This window comes from Winogradskyella sp. (assembly GCF_003712105.1).
Classification (GTDB): domain Bacteria; phylum Bacteroidota; class Bacteroidia; order Flavobacteriales; family Flavobacteriaceae; genus Winogradskyella.
Genome location: NZ_RHLG01000002.1, coordinates 621971 through 640780, shown reverse-complemented (window position 1 = coordinate 640780; position 18810 = coordinate 621971). Strand labels below are relative to the sequence as shown.

18 protein-coding genes are annotated in these 18810 nt (G+C 33.6%); 7 read left to right on the top strand and 11 right to left on the bottom strand.

Going from position 1 to position 18810, the window contains the following annotated elements; genetic code table 11:
• The 4 genes from ED556_RS07500 to ED556_RS07485 are packed head-to-tail and all read right to left on the bottom strand — an operon-like array spanning position 1 to position 2179.
• The gene (locus tag ED556_RS07500) at positions 1–870 is read right to left on the bottom strand and encodes a pirin family protein (protein ID WP_296321541.1); all 870 of its coding nucleotides are present in this window, start codon (positions 868–870) and stop codon (positions 1–3) included.
• 55 nt (positions 871–925) lie between these two features.
• The gene (locus ED556_RS07495; protein WP_296321539.1) at positions 926–1363 is read right to left on the bottom strand and encodes a MarR family transcriptional regulator; all 438 of its coding nucleotides are present in this window, start codon (positions 1361–1363) and stop codon (positions 926–928) included.
• Between the two features lies 1 nt (position 1364).
• A complete protein-coding gene (locus ED556_RS07490; protein ID WP_296321536.1) occupies positions 1365–1646 on the bottom strand; it encodes a GNAT family N-acetyltransferase in 282 nt (93 codons plus the stop codon).
• 2 nt (positions 1647–1648) lie between these two features.
• Positions 1649–2179 carry an NAD(P)H-dependent oxidoreductase gene (locus ED556_RS07485; RefSeq protein ID WP_296321534.1) on the bottom strand — a complete coding sequence of 177 codons (531 nt, stop codon included), beginning with the start codon at positions 2177–2179 and terminating at the stop codon, positions 1649–1651.
• A 155-nt stretch (positions 2180–2334) separates the two neighbouring features.
• On the opposite strand from ED556_RS07485, the gene ED556_RS07480 reads away from it, so the two are divergent.
• Together ED556_RS07480 and ED556_RS07475 are read left to right on the top strand one after the other, a co-directional pair.
• The gene (locus ED556_RS07480; protein WP_296321531.1) at positions 2335–3978 is read left to right on the top strand and encodes a carboxyl transferase domain-containing protein; all 1644 of its coding nucleotides are present in this window, start codon (positions 2335–2337) and stop codon (positions 3976–3978) included.
• A gap of 1 nt (position 3979) precedes the next feature.
• The gene (locus tag ED556_RS07475; protein ID WP_296321529.1) at positions 3980–5263 is read left to right on the top strand and encodes an MFS transporter; all 1284 of its coding nucleotides are present in this window, start codon (positions 3980–3982) and stop codon (positions 5261–5263) included.
• Here the strand turns inward: ED556_RS07475 and ED556_RS07470 are convergent.
• The 6 genes from ED556_RS07470 to ED556_RS07445 all read right to left on the bottom strand — a co-directional run bounded on the left by ED556_RS07470 (position 5241) and on the right by ED556_RS07445 (position 14497).
• Positions 5241–6578 (bottom strand): M24 family metallopeptidase, encoded by a 1338-nt coding sequence (locus ED556_RS07470; protein ID WP_296321526.1) that lies wholly within the window; start codon positions 6576–6578, stop codon positions 5241–5243. The two genes, ED556_RS07475 and ED556_RS07470, sit on opposite strands and share 23 nt — an antisense overlap.
• Positions 6579–6672: 94 nt before the next feature.
• A complete protein-coding gene (locus tag ED556_RS07465; RefSeq protein WP_296321523.1) occupies positions 6673–6849 on the bottom strand; it encodes a hypothetical protein in 177 nt (58 codons plus the stop codon).
• A 97-nt stretch (positions 6850–6946) separates the two neighbouring features.
• Positions 6947–7810 (bottom strand): N-acetylglucosamine kinase, encoded by an 864-nt coding sequence (locus tag ED556_RS07460; protein ID WP_296321520.1) that lies wholly within the window; start codon positions 7808–7810, stop codon positions 6947–6949.
• An 87-nt stretch (positions 7811–7897) separates the two neighbouring features.
• Positions 7898–8899 (bottom strand): type I glyceraldehyde-3-phosphate dehydrogenase, encoded by a 1002-nt coding sequence (gene gap, locus ED556_RS07455; protein WP_296321517.1) that lies wholly within the window; start codon positions 8897–8899, stop codon positions 7898–7900.
• A 19-nt stretch (positions 8900–8918) separates the two neighbouring features.
• Positions 8919–9905 carry a 6-phosphofructokinase gene (gene pfkA, locus ED556_RS07450; RefSeq protein WP_296321515.1) on the bottom strand — a complete coding sequence of 329 codons (987 nt, stop codon included), beginning with the start codon at positions 9903–9905 and terminating at the stop codon, positions 8919–8921.
• A 149-nt stretch (positions 9906–10054) separates the two neighbouring features.
• Positions 10055–14497 (bottom strand): translocation/assembly module TamB domain-containing protein, encoded by a 4443-nt coding sequence (locus ED556_RS07445; RefSeq protein ID WP_296321510.1) that lies wholly within the window; start codon positions 14495–14497, stop codon positions 10055–10057.
• Between the two features lie 111 nt (positions 14498–14608).
• Between ED556_RS07445 and tsaD the strand changes: the two genes are divergently transcribed.
• The 3 genes from tsaD (at position 14609) to ED556_RS07430 (ending at position 17047) form a co-directional block, all read left to right on the top strand.
• Positions 14609–15631, top strand: a complete 1023-nt coding sequence (gene tsaD, locus ED556_RS07440; protein ID WP_296321507.1) for a tRNA (adenosine(37)-N6)-threonylcarbamoyltransferase complex transferase subunit TsaD — start codon at positions 14609–14611, stop codon at positions 15629–15631.
• Between the two features lie 81 nt (positions 15632–15712).
• Entirely contained in the window at positions 15713–16339 is a 627-nt protein-coding gene (locus tag ED556_RS07435; RefSeq protein ID WP_296321505.1) for a peptidylprolyl isomerase, read from the top strand.
• Positions 16340–17047 (top strand): 16S rRNA (uracil(1498)-N(3))-methyltransferase, encoded by a 708-nt coding sequence (locus tag ED556_RS07430; RefSeq protein ID WP_296321502.1) that lies wholly within the window; start codon positions 16340–16342, stop codon positions 17045–17047. It abuts the gene before it with no gap.
• On the opposite strand, the gene ED556_RS07425 is transcribed toward ED556_RS07430, so the two are convergent.
• A complete protein-coding gene (locus ED556_RS07425) occupies positions 17044–17775 on the bottom strand; it encodes a thioredoxin family protein (RefSeq protein WP_296321500.1) in 732 nt (243 codons plus the stop codon). The two genes, ED556_RS07430 and ED556_RS07425, sit on opposite strands and share 4 nt — an antisense overlap.
• Before the next feature lie 24 nt (positions 17776–17799).
• Here ED556_RS07425 and ED556_RS07420 point away from each other — a divergent pair, with 24 nt between their 5' ends.
• Together ED556_RS07420 and ED556_RS07415 are read left to right on the top strand one after the other, a co-directional pair.
• Positions 17800–18462 carry a DUF4159 domain-containing protein gene (locus tag ED556_RS07420; protein ID WP_296321498.1) on the top strand — a complete coding sequence of 221 codons (663 nt, stop codon included), beginning with the start codon at positions 17800–17802 and terminating at the stop codon, positions 18460–18462.
• Between the two features lie 13 nt (positions 18463–18475).
• Positions 18476–18808, top strand: coding sequence for a hypothetical protein (locus tag ED556_RS07415; protein WP_296321497.1), 333 nt, complete (start codon positions 18476–18478; stop codon positions 18806–18808).
• Positions 18809–18810: the final 2 nt, after the last annotated feature.

Sequence of the window (18810 nt, the reverse complement as noted above, 5' to 3'; positions counted from 1 at the left end):
TTAAGCTGGAAGAAATCCCATTTTACCCATTTGGTAATCACGCATTGCTTCCAACAATTCGGTTTGTGTATTCATCACATACGGACCATAAGTAGCTACTTCTTCTTTTAAAGGCTCTCCTGAAAGGAACAATAGCAAACTATCTTGCCCGGCTTCTATATTAAATCCATCACCATCTTGATTGAATTCAACCAATTGGTTTTCATTTAACTCTAAAGACGTAGTGCCATTTATGGTTACTCTTCCTTTAATTAAATAAAGTAATCCCTGGTGTTTACTTGAGAATACAATATCGTCAACACCATTAGCTTTAGCATCAATAATAAAAGCATTTACAGGTGTTTGTGTGCCAATTTTACCGTATGTGCTTTGTAATTCTCCAGCAACAATTCGAGTTTCAACTTTTTTATCTTCTGAATAAATGATATTAAAATCTTCGTGTTTTGCATGCTGGTAATTAGGTTGCATCATTTTTTTCTCTTGAGGAAGATTTAACCATAATTGAATACCTTCAATTGTTCCACCTTTTTGCACAAAGTCTTTGTGTGGTCCTTCAGCATGAATTATTCCTCGTCCAGCAGTAGTCCATTGTACATCACCAGCTTTAACAACACTTTCATTACCTAGTGAATCTCTATGCATTTGTTCACCTTGAAACAAAAACGTTACGGGTTCAAAACCTCGATGAGGATGCGGACCCAAATCAAAAGGATTACGTTCTGGGGTAATTGTGTATGGCCCATAATGATGTAATAGAATAAATGGATCTATCATGTCAATATCTTTTGTTGGTATAGGCTGACGCAAACGTATTGGTCCCATATTTACAAAATCACTTCTTCCTACTCTTTTTATTGTATTTAGTTTCATAACTTCTTAATTTTTATTTATTTTCCATGGAAAATAAATGATTAAAAAAATACGATTATCGCATTTTGTCAAGCAAATCGCTTAATTGGCTTGCCTCTTCTTCATTTAAGTTTTTTAATAAATCTCTATTAAAGTTTTTTGGAATTGAGTCCAACAATTCTTTTCCTTCATTAGTGATTATAATCTTAACTACACGTCTGTCACGCTCTGAAGTTAAACGCTCAATATAGTTTTTTGCACATAACTTATCCATGAGTCGCGTAGCGTTTGGTGAACGCTCTAACATTCGATCTTTTATAGTCTGTACTTTTAAGGGCTCTTCTGCACCTCTTAATATTCTCAGTATATTATACTGTTGAGGTGAAATACCAAAGCCTTTAAAAAACTCATTTTGAATGCTACTGATCCAATTGGCTGTATAAATAATATTAAGCAATGCTTTCACCCTATTATTTTCGAACTTTGAATTGATATCTTTAGCTAAATCACCCATATTAAAATCTTATATCTTGATATTCACTGCGTTTTCTAAAAACAGCATTTGCAAATGGACAGAGTGGCATGATCTTTAAATTGTTTCCTCTAGCAAAATCAACAGAAGCTTCGACCAATTTATAACCTACACCTTGCCCTTTTAAAGACTCATCTACTTCAGTATGGTCTATAATAATCTTATCAGACCCAGCATAATTATAGGTCATTAACCCTAACTTTTGCCCTTCTACTTCATAGTAGAATTCACCTTTGGCTCCATTTTCTATGTGTTGAATATTCATGGCTATATACTGTCTTCAAATTGCTTTACTTGTTCAAGCAATACACTATTTAATTCAGTATCTGTAATCTCACCATCTTGAAAATTAGACCCGAAAGAAGGTAATGAAAATTTTCCAACTATATTTCCACCCATGTATGGAAAACGACCTAAAGCTATATCTAATACAGTAGCACCACCTCTACCTCCTGGTGATGCCGCCATTAATAACATTGGCTTGTCACTCCAGAGTTTTTGATTAATGCGAGACATCCAATCAAATAAATTTTTAAATACAGTTGCATAAGCACCATTATGTTCTGCTAAGGATAGTACTATTCCATCTGTAGATGTAATTAGCTCATAAAAACGTTTTGCATTATCTGGTATACCATGCTCGTTTTCGTAATCAATACCATATAATGGCAATTCAAAATCATTTAAATCCAAAACGGTTACATTAACATTATTTACTAATGATGCAGCGTAGGTTGCCAATTGCTTGTTCATTGATGTTCTACTATTACTTCCTGCAAATGCTATTATATTTTTCATGTCTTTCATATTTTGATACTACAAATATAGATTAAATTATTTTATTTTCCAAGGAATATATTTCCATGTAATTAATATTTAACATTTCATTTAGAATATCAAAAGAGAGATGAATAATTAGTTTTGTAAATTCGTACCATATAATAATCTTATACATGGATATCAAATTCAATAAAAACGAAGATCATAATAAACTTCTACTCTCTACTCTCAAAAGTCGCTTAGCTAAGGTAAAACTTGGTGGCGGTACAAAAAATATTGAAAAACACCATAGCAAAGGCAAGATGACGGCAAGAGAACGTATTGATTATCTGCTTGACTCAAAGTCAACATCAATCGAAATTGGTGCATTTGCAGGAGAAGATATGTATAACGATTATGGCGGATGTCCATCTGGTGGAGTTGTCATAAAAATAGGATACATCAAAGGCAAACAATGTATCGTTGTAGCAAATGACGCCACAGTAAAAGCTGGAGCTTGGTTTCCAATTACAGGAAAGAAAAACTTAAGAGCTCAAGAAATAGCTATAGAAAACAAATTACCAATTATTTATCTGGTTGATAGTGCTGGTGTTTTCTTACCAATGCAGGACGAGATTTTCCCTGATAAAGAACATTTTGGGCGGATTTTTAGAAATAATGCGGTAATGAGCAGTATGGGAATTACCCAAATTGCAGCTGTTATGGGAAGTTGTGTGGCTGGTGGTGCTTATTTACCTATTATGAGCGATGAAGCCTTAATAGTTGATAAAACTGGAAGCATATTTTTAGCTGGTAGTTATTTAGTGAAAGCTGCTATTGGCGAAACTATAGATAATGAATCCCTTGGTGGGGCGACTACGCATTGCGAAATCTCTGGAGTCACTGACTATAAGGCTAAGGATGACAAGGACGCATTGGATACTATTAAAAATATCGTTGATAAAATAGGAGATTTCGATAAAGCAGGATTTAATAGAGTAAAAGCAGAACAACCAAAAGATAACCCTGAGGATATTTATGGTATTCTTCCTGAAAGTAGAGCTGACCAATATGATATGAATAAGATTATTAATAGACTGGTCGATAATTCAGAATTTGAAGAATACAAAGCTGGTTATGGGCAAACTATAATTACAGGATATGCACGTATCGATGGTTGGGCAGTAGGTATTGTTGCAAATCAACGTCAGATAGTAAAAACTAAAGGTGCTAAGACTAAACCTAGCGAAATGCAGTTTGGAGGTGTAATTTATAACGATTCAGCAGATAAGGCAACACGTTTTATTGCCAATTGTAATCAGAAGAAAATACCCTTGGTATTCTTGCAAGATGTTACTGGATTTATGGTTGGAAGCAAATCCGAACATGGTGGTATTATAAAAGATGGCGCAAAAATGGTTAATGCAGTCAGTAACTCTGTTGTACCTAAATTTACGATTGTAATTGGTAATAGTTATGGTGCCGGAAATTACGCCATGTGTGGTAAAGCATATGATCCACGACTTATTGTGGCGTGGCCAAGTGCTGAATTGGCTGTAATGAGTGGTAAATCGGCAGCCAAGGTCTTACTTCAAATAGAAACAGCTTCACTTAAAAAGAAAGGTGAAACTATTACAAAGGAAAAAGAAGAAGAACTTTATAATAAGATTAAATCCAGATACGATAAACAAGTATCGCCGTATTATGCCGCTGCACGTCTTTGGACAGATGCCATTATTGATCCACTTGACACACGTCAGTGGATAAGCATGGGAATAGAAGCTGCAAACCACGCTCCAATCGAGAAGCCTTTTAATTTAGGTGTATTGCAAGTATAATATGGCAGATAACTCAACTAAGAATCAGCCTCTGTACGTTATAATATTATTGATATTAGCCGCAGAGGCTGTTTTTATTTTGCCCTTTGTTTTACAACGTATTTTTAGAAATACTTTTTTGGAATCGTTTTCCATTTCAGATACTGAACTAGGTGGTTGTTTTGCGGCTTATGGAACTGTCGCTTTAGTGTCCTACCTTTTTGGTGGACCACTGGCTGATCGATTTAAACCTAATATATTAATGTCATCAGCATTAGTTCTAACTGCTTTAGGTGGCTTTTATTTGTCAACATATCCGTCGCTTCTTAATCTTCGTATTCTATACGGATTTTGGGGTTTTACAACCATTTTCTTGTTCTGGGCAGCAATGATTAAAGCCACCAGAATTTGGGGTGGTTCTAATAAACAAGGCATAGCTTTCGGCTTTTTGGATGGTGGACGCGGTTTGGTAGCCGCTCTATTCGGTTCTGCAGGTGTCGTCATTTTTTCCTTGTTCATTACAAAAGATATTGAATTGACATCGGTGACGGAACGCCAATTGGCTTTTAAGCAAGTGATATGGTATACCTCTATTGCCGTTTTGCTAATAGGGATTATTGTATTTTTCTTTTTAAGATTACATGATAAAGAAGGGTTAAAATCTGAAAATAATGCCAAATTATTGACCTTAACTAACTTTAAATTAGTTATGAAGTATCGAGCAGTTTGGCTACTCATGATTATAATCCTTTGTGCTTACTATGGTTATAAAATGACAGATCTTTTTAGCAAATATGCGGAGGAAGTAATGCTTTATAATAAAATTGAAGCTGCAAAGGTTGGTACGTATTTATTGTATTTACGACCAGCTATTGGTATCGTTATAGGTTTATTGGCTGATAGAACTCGAGCATCACTTTGGATTATGATAGGATTTTTATTAATGACTGTTACAAGTCTAATTTTTTATCTAGGTATTATTGATGATACTAAAACTTTAATGTTTGTACTCTCGATTGGTACAATGGCTTTAGGTGTTTATTCTGCTCGTGTGCTCTATTTTGCAACATTAGAAGAGGCAAAAATTCCTTTAGCAGTAACAGGAACTGCTGTTGGTTTTATCTCCGTAGTTGGCTATACTCCAGATATTTTTGCTGGTTTGCTAATGGGTTATTTTTTGGATGCTAATAAAGGTGCTCTTGGTTTGCAACATGCTTTTGGAGTTATGGGATTATTTACTCTAGTAGGTTTAGTGGCTTCATATATGTTCTATAAACACTCAACTAGTTCCCTTGATGATCTTTAACTCTAGGAATCGTTAAAAGTTTTGTTTGTCTTCCATTGACATATCTAAATCCGTTTTCGCTCCAAAACCCAGCTTCTTCAAGCATTACGCGGATATCGCGCTTCCATTCTGGTAGTGTTACTGTAGTATTTAATTCAATAGCATAAACTGTATTTTCCTGTAAAGGATAATCACCTCTAACAGGTACACCATTTTGTGAATCCCACATACCAAGTGTGGTACCTGATGAATGTCCATAGCTTCCTAATGGATGTGTATAAATTGCAGGTCTTAAATCTTCAGACTTGCCTTGCTCAAGAGATTCTTTAAGTATTGTATTCCCAGTTTTTCCTGTTTGGAAATTTGATGTAAAAATATCCTGAACCCTATTTCCTAATTTTAAAGCATCTCGTAAAAATTTAGGCGGCTCTTTTTCATTGGGTTTTAAAACATAGGCTAGTTCTTGACAATCGGTATTCAACCTTAAGTAAGTTATACCAAAATCGCAATGCAATAAGTCACCGGGCAAGATTACCATATCTTCGGGTCTATTAGAAAATGCATATAAGTGATTTCCTAATTTTTCAGCTGTACGTTGCACATCTACTGTAGGATGAAACCATGTTTCTAGACCTAAAGAAGTCACCTTATCTCGCATCCACCATTCAACATCTGTTGTTGTCGTTATACCAGGAGTAATAACAGTTTCAGAAAAAGCCTCAGCTATAATATCGTGAGTAATATCCACTAACTGATTATATATAATCATCTCGGTTTCAGTTCTTGTTTCTATCCAACTTATCGCTAATTTTTCTGCAGATTTTACTTTAGAAGCATAAACATCTGGAAGATTATTCATAAATTCCTCGTAATCAGTCTTAACAATTCCGTCGCATATATTAAAGTGCTCGGAATAATTGAGCCCTATCGCGTTTGGTTTTCGCTCTTCAATTATCTGCATTAATCGTTTCCATTGATCAGGTTCTTTTTCCTTATCCCAAGCGGACATAATATTCTCTCCAAAATTATACCTAGCTACAGCCAATTTTTCTATTGTATCATTGGCTTTATCTCTATGGAACACCAGTATGGTGCGTCTGCGTGCATTTAACCAAGTTGCTGGCAACATAGTTTTAAGAACTGGGTCTTCGTTATATTCACGTGATATTAAAATCCACATATCAAAACCTGCGTTATCCATCAATTTTGGAAGCAAGTTGTTGAATCTGTCTTTTAATATTTCGTCAACTACTTCAGCACGGGCTCTTTCAGGAAGAATCTGTTGCGCATTGAAGTGTGTTGTGATTAATAAAAGTAAAACGGTAAGGAATCTCATAGTAACAATTTAGATTACTAAATTACCGAAATAATAGCACAAAAAAAGAGTCCCCATAGGAACTCTTTAGTCTATTATATCTAAATATTAAATTCTAGTTAGCTTCTCGTTTAGCTTTTCTTTCGGCTAAAATTTCTTTAACACGTTCAATAGAAGACCCAAACACCCAATAAGGTATTACAAAAGTTAAAAGGAAAATCATTAACCAGAACCCTATGGTTAAAATGGTTAAAAATGCTAAAAATCCTAAATATTGATCAAATTCGAACATAGTTGTTGTCTTTCAAAAGTTTTGACAAAGATAAAACCAAAATATAAGTTTTACAATAGTCAAATGTAGATTTATTAACAGCTTTTTACAGCAAATTTTATAGGTTTTTTATATGATAATCTACTAGTCCATCAATTGGACGTCTTACAAAATTACCGACCGTAAAACCAAATTCTTCCGCAACTTCTTTTATTTCGTTACTTGAAAAATATGCTATGGAGCCAGCAAAATGAACAGGTACACCAGTTTTTAATTCTTCCTCAAACTGCATTATCATGTTATCAGCAAAAACACGTATACCACTTTTAATTACGTTTCTTATGTATTCTGAATCTCTATTTAAAAACATAAATTCTGCATGGTCAGCTAAGTAGGCACTAGGATTGGCCTGCTTATAGAGATTATACTTAATAAAATCTGCATCTAAATTGTGTTTATGCTCAAATGCCACCCTAATCGTTTCTGGCATCTTATTAAAGTAATAGTCTCTAATTAATTGCTTACCAAAATAATTACCACTCGCATCATCCATTAATGTATAACCTAAGCTATCAACTCTTTGGTGAAGTTCATTACCGTCATAGTAACTGCAGTTAGAGCCTGTACCTAAAATACAAACCACAGCGGCTTCATCATTAGTATTAATGCATGCTCTAACAGCCGCATAAGTATCTTCTCTAACCTCAACGAGTGCTTTAGGAAAGTGGCTTTCTAAAACAGATTTTAATAATTGTCTTGGTTTTTCTGTTCCGCAACCTGCTCCGTAAAAAAATACATGGGTAACATCATGCGCCAAAGCCATCAGCTCTTTACTTTTACGAACAGTTTTTCTCAGTTTTTTCTCTTCTATAATTGCAGGGTTAAGCCCTTTGGTTCTTATTTTGTCTGCAGCTTGTTCACCATCATTGCCTATTGCAATCCAATCACATTTAGTAGAGCCACCGTCAGTAATTAAAATCATGTTGATTTAGTTTTAAATTAAAATTCCGCAGGTTGTTGTTACATATCATCCTACGGAATTTAGTTTTTATCTTCTTATAGTTATAGATTAAAGTGAATTAATCTTCTGTGCTAAATCTACTAATTTGTTAGAGTACCCAAACTCATTGTCGTACCAAGATATTAACTTAAAGAATGTGCTGTTAAGCTCTATACATGCTTCAGCATCAAAAACACTAGTTTGCACTTCACTTACAAAATCTTGAGATACAACTGCATCTTCAGTATAGCCAACAACACCTTGCATTGTACCTTCTGATGCTTTTTTAATAGCAGTTTTTATCTCTTCTAAAGATGTTTCTTTTTTTGTTTTCACTGTTAAATCAACAACTGAAACATCAGCAGTTGGTACTCTAAATGCCATTCCCGTTAGCTTTCCGTTAAGCTCAGGAATTACTTTACCAACAGCCTTTGCAGCCCCAGTTGATGTAGGTATTATGTTATTGATAGCACTACGCCCAAGTCTGTAATTTTTTCTTGAAGGTGCATCAACAGTAAACTGAGTTGAAGTTGCGGCGTGAATTGTAGTCATAAGCGCTTCCTCAATTCCGAAATTATCCTCGATAACTTTTGCTAAAGGTGCTAAACAGTTTGTTGTACATGAAGCGTTAGAAACAATAGTATGCGACTCTGTTAACTCATCATCATTTACACCCATTACAAACATAGGTGCATCTTTACTTGGAGCAGATATTACTACTTTTTTAGCGCCACCATCAATATGATATTGTGCAGTTTCGAGGGTAGTGAAAATACCAGTACATTCTGCCACGATATCAGCACCAGCTTCATCCCATTTAAGGTTTTTAGGATCACGCTCAGCAGTAACTCTAATTGTTTTACCATCTACTACTAAGTGTCCATTTTCTACCTCAACAGTACCATCAAAACGACCGTGTACAGAATCATATTTTAATAAGTATGCTAAATGATTAACATCTAGTAAATCGTTAATTGCTACAACATCAACATCATCTCTCTTTACAGTAGCTCTGAATACTATTCTACCGATTCTACCAAAACCATTAATACCTAACTTTAAATTTCCCATTTCTTTCTTTTTTGTTGTTTTATGTGGTCATTATATCTGACACACGGATTAATTCTTTATTTATTTTTGAATGACCTTTAATTGCTTTTTCTAATGGGCACAACTCCATTTTATCATGGATAGTACCTACCATGAAATTACTTTTTCCTTCTATTAAGGATTCAACAGCTTTTACACCCATTCTACTCGCTAATACTCTATCGTAACACGTAGGAGAACCACCACGCTGCATATGACCTAAAACAGATACTCGAACATCGTACTCATCTAGATTTTCGTCGACGTAATCCTTTAATTCGAAAACGCTCTTACCTATTTTATCACCTTCAGCAACAATAACTATACTTGATGATTTACCACTTTTTTTACTACGCTCTAAAGATTCTACTAATCTATCTATTCCCATATCTTCTTCTGGGATAAGAATTTCTTCCGCACCAGCTCCGACACCAGCATTTAAGGCAATATGCCCAACATCACGTCCCATAACCTCAACGAAAAATAATCTGTCATGAGAATGTGCCGTATCACGGATTTTATCTATAGCTTCAACTGCCGTATTTAGTGCAGTATCATAACCTAGTGTTCTATCTGTACCATTGATGTCGTTATCAATTGTACCAGGAATTCCCATTACAGGAAAACCATATTCTTGATTAAAGACCAAACCACCTGTGAATGTTCCATCGCCACCAATAAGTACTAGACTGTCTATATTATTTTTTAAAAGTTGGTCGTGAGCAGCTTTTCTACCTTCTTTAGTTCTAAAGCGCTTACTTCGTGCAGACTTTAAGAATGTACCACCTTTATTAATTATACCTCTTACACTACGGGCATCTAAAGGAATAAAATCACCATCAATTAAACCTTCATAACCTTTGTAAATACCGAAGCATTCAATATTATGATAAGCACATGTTCTAACAACAGACCGTATAGCGGCATTCATTCCTGGTGAATCACCACCAGAAGTCATTACGCCTATTTTTTTAATTGTTTTATGCATTATTTAGGTTTATTTATGGTAAAATTATAAAACCTAACACATAAAAATGTAAGTAAAATGTAAAAAAATAGTAGTAAGATGAATCTCAAACGTTATAGTTGATAAATAATTAATTAGATTTTTGAGATTTTGACAAAAAAAGAGAATTGTTAGTTGTTTTTCTCTTTGACTTTCATGAAATCAGACATCAATTCTTCTTCTTTAGCATCTTCTTTTTTAGGTTTAGGCTTATCTTTTTTATCCTGGCTTTTAAAGATTTTCTGAATTAGCTCTTTAAAATCATCAAACTCTACATTGTAGCTTATACCTAAACCTTGTGTAAAATTGATTTGATCACCAAAATTTTGAATTGCGTTTTCTCTATTAAATACTGTTGCTCTCAATGTTCCTTGGTCATTTAATAACCAATCTATTTGAACATCACCAACAATAGTAGTTTGTGTTGTGCTTCCGAAAGGTACACCAACTTTGCCATTAATAATTACTTTATCTGATAGTTTAGTTTGCAGGGTAAGTCCTACTCTACTTTGTGTATCAAAATCTGGATTGTTTTGTGCTAAATCTAAATCTACACCAACTTTAAAATTGTCATTATCATCTCCAAAAATACTTCCGATAATTCCGCTTAGTCGTTCTGAAATTGTACCAGAGATGTTTAAGTCTGCCAACCCACTTGCAAAACCACCAGTAGCTAACAAATAAAGAGCTTGGTTATCTCGATCTTCCTTTGAAGATAATCTATAATCTAACTCGGATTTAATAGTAGAACCTACATTTGGAAAATCGAATCTAAAATCAGGATCAGGACGTTCAAGCTGACCTGTAAGATTAATTTCGAGGTTTACAGGAATTGAACGATTTATTGGGGCATCCAAAAGTACAGAAGGATTAGTAGTGGTAGAATACAAAGCTTTAAGATTAATTTCAGCACCCAATGGGTCACCTGACCAAACTATATTTCCTCCGGGTTCAACAGTAAATTTTTTCTCAGCAATGCCACGATATTTAAAATTATATACACCTTCAAATACAGAGAAATCACCATACATTTCAAACTTTCCATTAGTATTTATAAAAATACCCAGAATACCTTCTCCTCGCCCTTTTATAGTACTACCAGAATCTTTATCTATAACAATCTCAATCTCTGCATTTGGTTCTACATTAAGATTAAATTCAAGGTTTAATCCTTTTATTTCTGTCTGAGTTACTACTTCACCTTTTGCGCGTTTAACGCGTTCATCTGGGCTTAAAAATTTTATATAAGAGTTGTCACCAAAACTTTCTGCATCGTTTAACGGAATATTAAATACTGTACCGTCTTCGGTTTTCCCATCTACATAAATTGTAAGGTTATCGGTATATCCAGTAATATTAGCTTCACCTGAAACAAAACCTGTACCGTAATACAATTCATCTTCAGACTCTTCTGTATCTAAAACTAAGAGTCGATCAGTTGACAAATCCAGACCTAATTGCCAATCACTAAAATTATTATGTTCTATGAAACCATTTAAAAACCCTCTTGAGAAATATCGAGAATCTGTCATAGCAACATTATTAAATATAAATTGTTGCTTTTGCAGAGTTACTCTCGAATCAAAATCGAAACTATAATCTACATTAAGATATGGGATGCCTAAACCTGCCTTATCTAACAGCAATTCTCCATCAATACTAGGTTTGTTCAAATTTCCAGTAACTTTAGCATTACCTGAAACTAACCCTCGAATATTACTAATAACTCCTTCACCTAAAGGGTTTAAAGGATCAATTAAAAAGTCGTCAAAACCTACATCAACATTGATATTTGGTCGTGTTGTATTTACATCAACATAGCCATCAACATCGAGAGTTTTAACACTTCCATTTTGCAAATTAATATCAAGGTTATATTTGGTAAGTGAGTTGTCGCCTTCAACTAAAGCTCGTAGGTTACCCAAATTATATTGGTTAACATTAAATTGCTCTATCGTAATATCGGACTTAGGTAGATATATGCCATCGTTTTGTAGTAAAGCGAGTTTACCATTAACACGTCCTGAAAGCGCTAAACTATCTATGGTAGGTGTAATTTTTTCTAGATAAACATTCTTGAAATCTAAATTTATATTCTTATGAGTAGAATCTCTTAACACACCCGAAAGTAACATTTCTTCTTGACCTTGATTTATAAGAATATCGTCAATTTTAAAATTAGTTAGTGTCTTGTCGAATGTAATCTTATTAAGATTGTTCTTATTGTAATTTATAAACCAATCAAATCCTTTGAATTTAAAGTCTGATTTCTGAAATCCTAGAACCGAATTATTATCTTCATTTATGGTGTAGTAAAGATTGATATTGTAGTCATCGACTTGGTTTTCTCCACCTTTAAATTCTGACTTTACAAATAGCGTATCTCTTTTTGTGACATTAATTAAATCAAAATCCGTAATACTATAAAAATCAGATTCTAATTGCTTGACCTCTAAAAATGTATTATAAACAGGGTTGCTATTATCTACTTCTAAATTAATACGAGTGGCTACATAATCTCTGAACGAAATTTTTGGGGAGCTAAATTCAAGTTCAAATCCTTTTTCATCAGTCTCTATTCTGCCCTTTACATTAGTATTTTGTGCTAAACTTAAATCCTTATCAAATACTGCTGCGATTTGATTATATATCTTAAAATCAAAATTCAAGAATTGATTGTCAGATATTTCATGTGGGCTATAATTTGTATAAATACTGCCTAAAGAGTTTTCGGTGAGCTTTAATATTTCTTCAATCTTAAACTTTCCTGTAATCTTACCGTTAATTATATCTGGAGAATTTATTTTAATGGTTCTTATATCATTATTAAAGCTAGATACAATATCAAAATCCTTGAAAGAATATAATTTATCTTGGTTTTTATAACTTGTGTTTTTTACATCTATTCTTCCTCGAAGATTGTCATATGTTGATCCAGTAACAGCCATATCTACAAGTCCTCTAAACTCTGATAAAGAATCGCGATCTACGAAGTTCAATACTTTTAAATTGGCGTATGTAACATTTGCTTTAAAGTCAAACTTTCTTATTTCTTGTGACATGTCTGCAAGCCCATTAAAATCTAATATTAAATTTGGGTCTTTAGCATTTAGTTTTCCGTTAAATATGTGCTTACCAATATCTCCAGAAACTAGTATTCCAGTATACCGATAGTTGTTGTAATCTAAATACGATACTTCACCTTTTATGTTTGTATCAATATCATCGAGTTTAAAGCTTGTCCCTTCGACGTCAAGGTTAAGCGATGTGTTTTCAACCAATGGGTCATTGACTAAAACGCCAATATTAAAGTCTTCAAGTATAACATTACCAATATAATCTGCATTGTCAATATCATCAATATTTGTTAGTTTTAAATTGGTTTTTGCCTTACCTAATTCTGTATTAATATCTAAATCGGCATTGATCAATTCATTAGTTATTGTTGAGGAACCAGTAAGTCTAAAATTTCCAACTTTTTCGAATATGGTTGGAATAGATTTACCAAGTACATTTGGCAACAATGCAACTAAGTCCCTATAGTTTGAAGAAAGATTACGATACCGGCCATCTAAAACAAAGTTTTCCTCAGAATTATTAAAAATGTTTTTAAAATTAATATCACCTATAATTTTGGTATTTCTGGATGTACTGACATTTAAGTTTGAAACTTGTAAGTCATTTAATGTTCCCGAAAAGTTTGCATTAAGGCTTGCGCGTTGGTTCGTTCCAAATTCGTTATAAAATGAATTTAATTCACTTAACTGAACATACGAATCTTTAAAGCTCGCAGTAAGTTCAACTTTATCTGTAAACTCTTTGAAGTCTTCTCTATTATAATCAAAACGAAGCTCGCCCAATAAATTTGAAGCTTTGGTTTTAATGTTTAGTTGATTAAACATCATGTGATCAAGAGTATATTCAAAATTTGTTGAAAGATTTTCCAGTCTTACACCGCGACTATCTACAAACCCTAATGTGTTGATGCGAGTACGAACTTCAGGTCCGCTTATTACAAAATCAGTAGCGTTAATATTAAGCTTGGAGAAATTAAGAACTTCAGGGTTTTCTCTATTCTCATCACTTAGTAAAAACACACCATTATATACGGAAACATCACTTGATGACATTAAAAAACTACTTGGTCCTTGTCTGGGATTATCATCCTCAAAACGTTCTACAAAAACATCAAGGTTTGTATCTGTTTCACCTTCGTAAGTTTTAAGATTAAAATACAAATCCTCAATATCTATATCTCCAAAAGTCAGTTTGTTATTATATAAGTTACTTAGACTAATTATAGATGTGTTAAGCTCATTTATTGCTATCAGCGTATCTAACTTATAATCTTTTATCAAGATTTCCTTGAGCTCTACATCGCCATTAAATTGCAACCCGACTTTTCCAATATTGATATTGGTTTTATAATCTTCATTAATTTTTTTTGTCGCGTACTTACCTAATCTGGTTTGCACAGAAGGAATAGATAGTATGAGTACCAGAATAACAAAAAGCAGCACTAATATTGCTGCTATTTTTCCTATTATTTTTAATACTCTTTTGATACGCTTCATTATAATTTTAATGACAGCAAAACTGTTATATTTGTCTTTGATTATACGGAAATAGTAACGTTTTGGACTTTATAAGTCAAAATTAACAATTATTGTGCCTAATCATAACCAATGGCAAAAGAAAATATATACATCTTAGGAATTGAATCTTCATGCGATGATACATCAGCTGCTGTACTTTGTAACGATAATATCTTAAGTAATGTTGTAGCAAACCAAGACGTACATGCCGAATATGGTGGTGTTGTTCCTGAATTGGCTTCTAGAGCACATCAATCTAATATTGTACCAGTTGTAGATCGAGCCTTAAAACAAGCACAAATTACCAAAGAGCAATTGCATGCTATTGCCTTTACGCGGGGTCCAGGATTAATGGGCTCATTGCTTGTTGGAACGTCGTTTGCGAAGTCCCTAGCTTATGGTTTAGATGTTCCACTAATAGACGTCAATCATATGCAAGGGCATATTTTGGCGCATTTTATCAAGGAAGACGGTTACAAAAAACCACCTTTTCCGTTTTTAGCAATGACTATTTCTGGAGGACACACTCAAATAGTTGAAGTTAAAAGTTACTTTGACATGGAAGTGATTGGTGAAACCATTGATGATGCTGTTGGTGAAGCTTATGATAAAAGTGGTAAAATTTTAGGTTTGGGTTATCCTGCTGGACCACAAATAGACAAACTCGCGCAATTAGGAAACCCAAAAGCTTTTAAATTCACAAAACCTAAGGTTGATGGTCTTGATTTTAGTTTCTCTGGCTTAAAAACCGCAATTCTTTACTTTGTTCAGCGAGAAACTAAGAACAACCCAAACTTTGTTGAAGACAACTTAAATGATATCTGTGCCTCAATACAGTATACTATTATTGGAATTTTAATGGATAAATTAAAACTAGCTGTTAAACAAACGGGTATAAAACACATAGCAATTGGTGGTGGCGTTTCGGCTAACTCAGGCATTAGAGCGGCATTAAAAAATGGTGAACATAAGTTTGGTTGGACAACCTATATCCCAAAGTTTGAATACACTACAGATAATGCAGCAATGATTGGAATTGTAGGTTATCTAAAATATTTAGAAAAGGATTTCTCTGATTTTGATATTATGGCAACAGCCAGATTAAAGATTTAGTAAAGTTTATTTTTAGCCTAAAATCTATTTATATTTAACCTAAAGATTAGTTTAATACATTCATTAAAAGGAAGATAATCTATGCACAAAGTCCTCTTATTATTATTTCTAATTCCCGCAATTCTGTTTGCACAAAAAGGTATTGAGACATCATTAGATTCAATACAAAATACTGAAGATGCAAAGGCTTTTATTAAATCCAACTCCAAAGACATTGAAGGCAAGCTTATTACCTTTAATAAAGAAAAACATAAATCTAAACTCGCCACAGAGTTATTAAACTTATCAAAAGGTGGCAAGAAAGTTATAAAAACTGAGACTGGTAAGACTATCTATAAAGTCATAGATAAAAAAACAACCTCTCATTATCGTGCTAGTATCATGCTTTTTGATGGCAACAAAACACCTGTGCAAGAAATTAATTCCTTGCGTTCTTATATTCTAAAAGGTATAAGAAATGGTGAGCATAAGTTTCATAATTTAGCCAGAGTTTATTCAGTGCACCCAACAGCTAAAACCGGCGGCGATTTAGGATGGGTTAAAAAAGGAACATTCTCTAAGCGCTTCGAAAAAGCCATAGCAGACAAGCCTGTTGGTTATACGTTTAGTTTTGATGAGTATCCAAAAAGACACTACGTGCTCCAAAAAACTGAAGACGATAAAACTATTGAAGAGATTACGGTTCTTAAAATTGTTCAAAAGAAGTAAATGCAGTTATTCTATAATCCAGATATTTCTGAAAATGACAATACTATTGTTTTTGATAAAGACGAAAGTCGTCATATTGTCAAAGTACTTCGTAAAAAAGTTGGTGACTCTTTAAATATAACTAATGGCAAAGGTTGGGTTTTTACAACCGAACTAACTCTAGCAGAACAAAAACATTGTACTGGTAACATTATTTCGAAAGAAAAACACAATAAAAGAACTTATAAACTGCACTTAGCTGTGGCTCCAACGAAAATGAACGACCGTTTCGAATGGTTTTTAGAGAAAGCTACTGAAATAGGTATTGATACTATAACGCCGTTGTTATGTGACCATAGTGAGCGAAAGGTTATAAAGACTGAACGTTTTGAAAAGATTATTCAATCCGCAATGAAGCAATCTCTGCAATATTATATGCCAGAATTAAGACCTTTAACTGCATTTAAAGATTTTATAAGCCAAGATATAACTGGTCAAAAATTCATCGCCCATTGCGAAGACACCGAGCGTAAATCTCTAAAAAGTGTTATAGAACCAAATTCAGACGTAACTATACTAATTGGGCCTGAAGGTGATTTTAGCACAAACGAAATAAAACAGGCAACAGCAAACAGTTTTGTACCTGTTATTATTGGGGGAACACGTTTACGTACAGAAACTGCTGCTATTGTTGCCTGCCACTCAATCGCTTTTTATAACACTCTTTAAAGTGAAACTTGAGTTGCGGTATGGATATCTAAGTTGTTATTTTCTAAAATAAGTACTAACGTTAAGTCGTCCTTATCTTCTACTATATTTGGTATATGTATAGAACCTTTACCTTTAGACGTATTGAGCTTAAACTTTTGTTCTGATACTACGATATTGCTATTAATAAGCTCTCTATTTCTATTTTCTCCTCGTTTAACAGACGTTTTACGTTCATCAATTACGAGCACGATTCTAAGATTATCATTAGTGTCTAAATTCTCAATATTGTAATCAAACGTCACATAGTCAGATGATTTAGCGGCCTTACTTACAATTATTTCACTTTTGTGATTTTGCTTTGAATACTCTTGTATTTTTTGTTGTAATAATCGTTGCTTAGAGCCAACAAAATGCTCCCTACCATTTATTACTACTTGCGGTGTGTAAATAGTACTACTATAAAACTTACTGCCATATTTACGTTGCTTATCTGTAAATGTTTTTTTGCTGAAAGGATCTTTCCATCCAATATAATTCCAGTAATCTACATGATAAGATAATGCTATCACATTATCAGACCTTACTTCTTTTAGCAACTCATCTGCTGGCGGACAGCTCGAGCATCCTTGAGATGTAAATAGTTCCAGAACCACCGGATTTGTATCTGTTGTATAATCGTTTTCAATATTTTTTGTAGTACCTAATAAAAAGGGAATTATAAATAATGTTAAGGCTTTAGTTTTCATAAACATTCTTATTACATTTGAGATATGATTTTTAGTACGCTCAAAAAAATAATACTTACAATAAGTACCAGTTTTACAATTTGTTTAACGATTAATGCACAAAGTGTAGCTGTTTTAAAATATAATGGTGGCGGTGATTGGTACAGTAACCCAACGGCATTACCAAACTTAGTAAAGTATTGCAATGACAATATTGGCACAAATATTAGCGAGAGTATTGAAACTGTTGAAGTTGGTAGTATTGATATTTTTCAATATCCTTTGTTACACATGACGGGTCACGGCAATGTGTTTTTTAGTGAAGAAGATGCAGAGAATTTGAAGAATTATCTCTTATCGGGCGGCTTTTTACACATCGATGATAATTATGGCATGGAACCTTATATTACTAAGGAGTTAAAGAAAGTATTCCCAAATAAAGACCTAATAGAAATTCCTAAAACACATCCAATCTACAATGCTCAGTATAGTTTTCCTAATGGGCTTCCAAAAATTCATGAGCACGATGGAAAAGCACCACAGGCTTTAGGTATTTTTCATGAGGGTAGACTATTACTACTCTTTACGTTTGAAAGTGATTTAGGTGATGGCTGGGAAGACCAAGAAGTACATAATGACCCTGAAGATATTCGTGAAAAAGCCTTAAAAATGGGTGCTAACATCGTAAAATATGTGTTTGTAAATTGATTTTATTAAAACTATGAAACTAAGTTATCGTTGTTCATCTTGCAAAAAAGATAATTACATAAAAACCAAAGCTACTAATCGACATGAGTTATTAATGGAATTAGGTACCAATGAAATTAATGAACGCTGTAAGCATTGTGGCAATTTTACAAAAAAGCATATAAATAGACTTTATGCTGATGATGACTACACAATGGTCCTTTTTGGGTTTGCTGCAGCTGTAGTCGTAACATACTTCTTATGGGATTATGGATACATCTCAACATTAAGTGGTGCTATTCCTCTTTGGTTTTGGTCAGAAATGAAGAAGAAGTCAAGTGCATTTAATAGAACAATGGTAAAATAGCT

Excerpts from the sequence above, each read along its gene's own strand:
- ED556_RS07500 (WP_296321541.1), bottom strand. The coding sequence starts at position 870 with ATGAAACTAAATACAATAAAAAGAGTAGGAAGAAGTGATTTTGTAAAT.
- ED556_RS07495 (WP_296321539.1), bottom strand. The coding sequence starts at position 1,363 with ATGGGTGATTTAGCTAAAGATATCAATTCAAAGTTCGAAAATAATAGG.
- ED556_RS07490 (WP_296321536.1), bottom strand. The coding sequence starts at position 1,646 with ATGAATATTCAACACATAGAAAATGGAGCCAAAGGTGAATTCTACTAT.
- ED556_RS07485 (WP_296321534.1), bottom strand. The coding sequence starts at position 2,179 with ATGAAAAATATAATAGCATTTGCAGGAAGTAATAGTAGAACATCAATG.
- ED556_RS07480 (WP_296321531.1), top strand. The coding sequence starts at position 2,335 with ATGGATATCAAATTCAATAAAAACGAAGATCATAATAAACTTCTACTC.
- ED556_RS07475 (WP_296321529.1), top strand. The coding sequence starts at position 3,980 with ATGGCAGATAACTCAACTAAGAATCAGCCTCTGTACGTTATAATATTA.
- ED556_RS07470 (WP_296321526.1), bottom strand. The coding sequence starts at position 6,578 with ATGAGATTCCTTACCGTTTTACTTTTATTAATCACAACACACTTCAAT.
- ED556_RS07465 (WP_296321523.1), bottom strand. The coding sequence starts at position 6,849 with ATGTTCGAATTTGATCAATATTTAGGATTTTTAGCATTTTTAACCATT.
- ED556_RS07460 (WP_296321520.1), bottom strand. The coding sequence starts at position 7,810 with ATGATTTTAATTACTGACGGTGGCTCTACTAAATGTGATTGGATTGCA.
- gap (WP_296321517.1), bottom strand. The coding sequence starts at position 8,899 with ATGGGAAATTTAAAGTTAGGTATTAATGGTTTTGGTAGAATCGGTAGA.
- pfkA (WP_296321515.1), bottom strand. The coding sequence starts at position 9,905 with ATGCATAAAACAATTAAAAAAATAGGCGTAATGACTTCTGGTGGTGAT.
- ED556_RS07445 (WP_296321510.1), bottom strand. The coding sequence starts at position 14,497 with ATGAAGCGTATCAAAAGAGTATTAAAAATAATAGGAAAAATAGCAGCA.
- tsaD (WP_296321507.1), top strand. The coding sequence starts at position 14,609 with ATGGCAAAAGAAAATATATACATCTTAGGAATTGAATCTTCATGCGAT.
- ED556_RS07435 (WP_296321505.1), top strand. The coding sequence starts at position 15,713 with ATGCACAAAGTCCTCTTATTATTATTTCTAATTCCCGCAATTCTGTTT.
- ED556_RS07430 (WP_296321502.1), top strand. The coding sequence starts at position 16,340 with ATGCAGTTATTCTATAATCCAGATATTTCTGAAAATGACAATACTATT.
- ED556_RS07425 (WP_296321500.1), bottom strand. The coding sequence starts at position 17,775 with ATGAAAACTAAAGCCTTAACATTATTTATAATTCCCTTTTTATTAGGT.
- ED556_RS07420 (WP_296321498.1), top strand. The coding sequence starts at position 17,800 with ATGATTTTTAGTACGCTCAAAAAAATAATACTTACAATAAGTACCAGT.
- ED556_RS07415 (WP_296321497.1), top strand. The coding sequence starts at position 18,476 with ATGAAACTAAGTTATCGTTGTTCATCTTGCAAAAAAGATAATTACATA.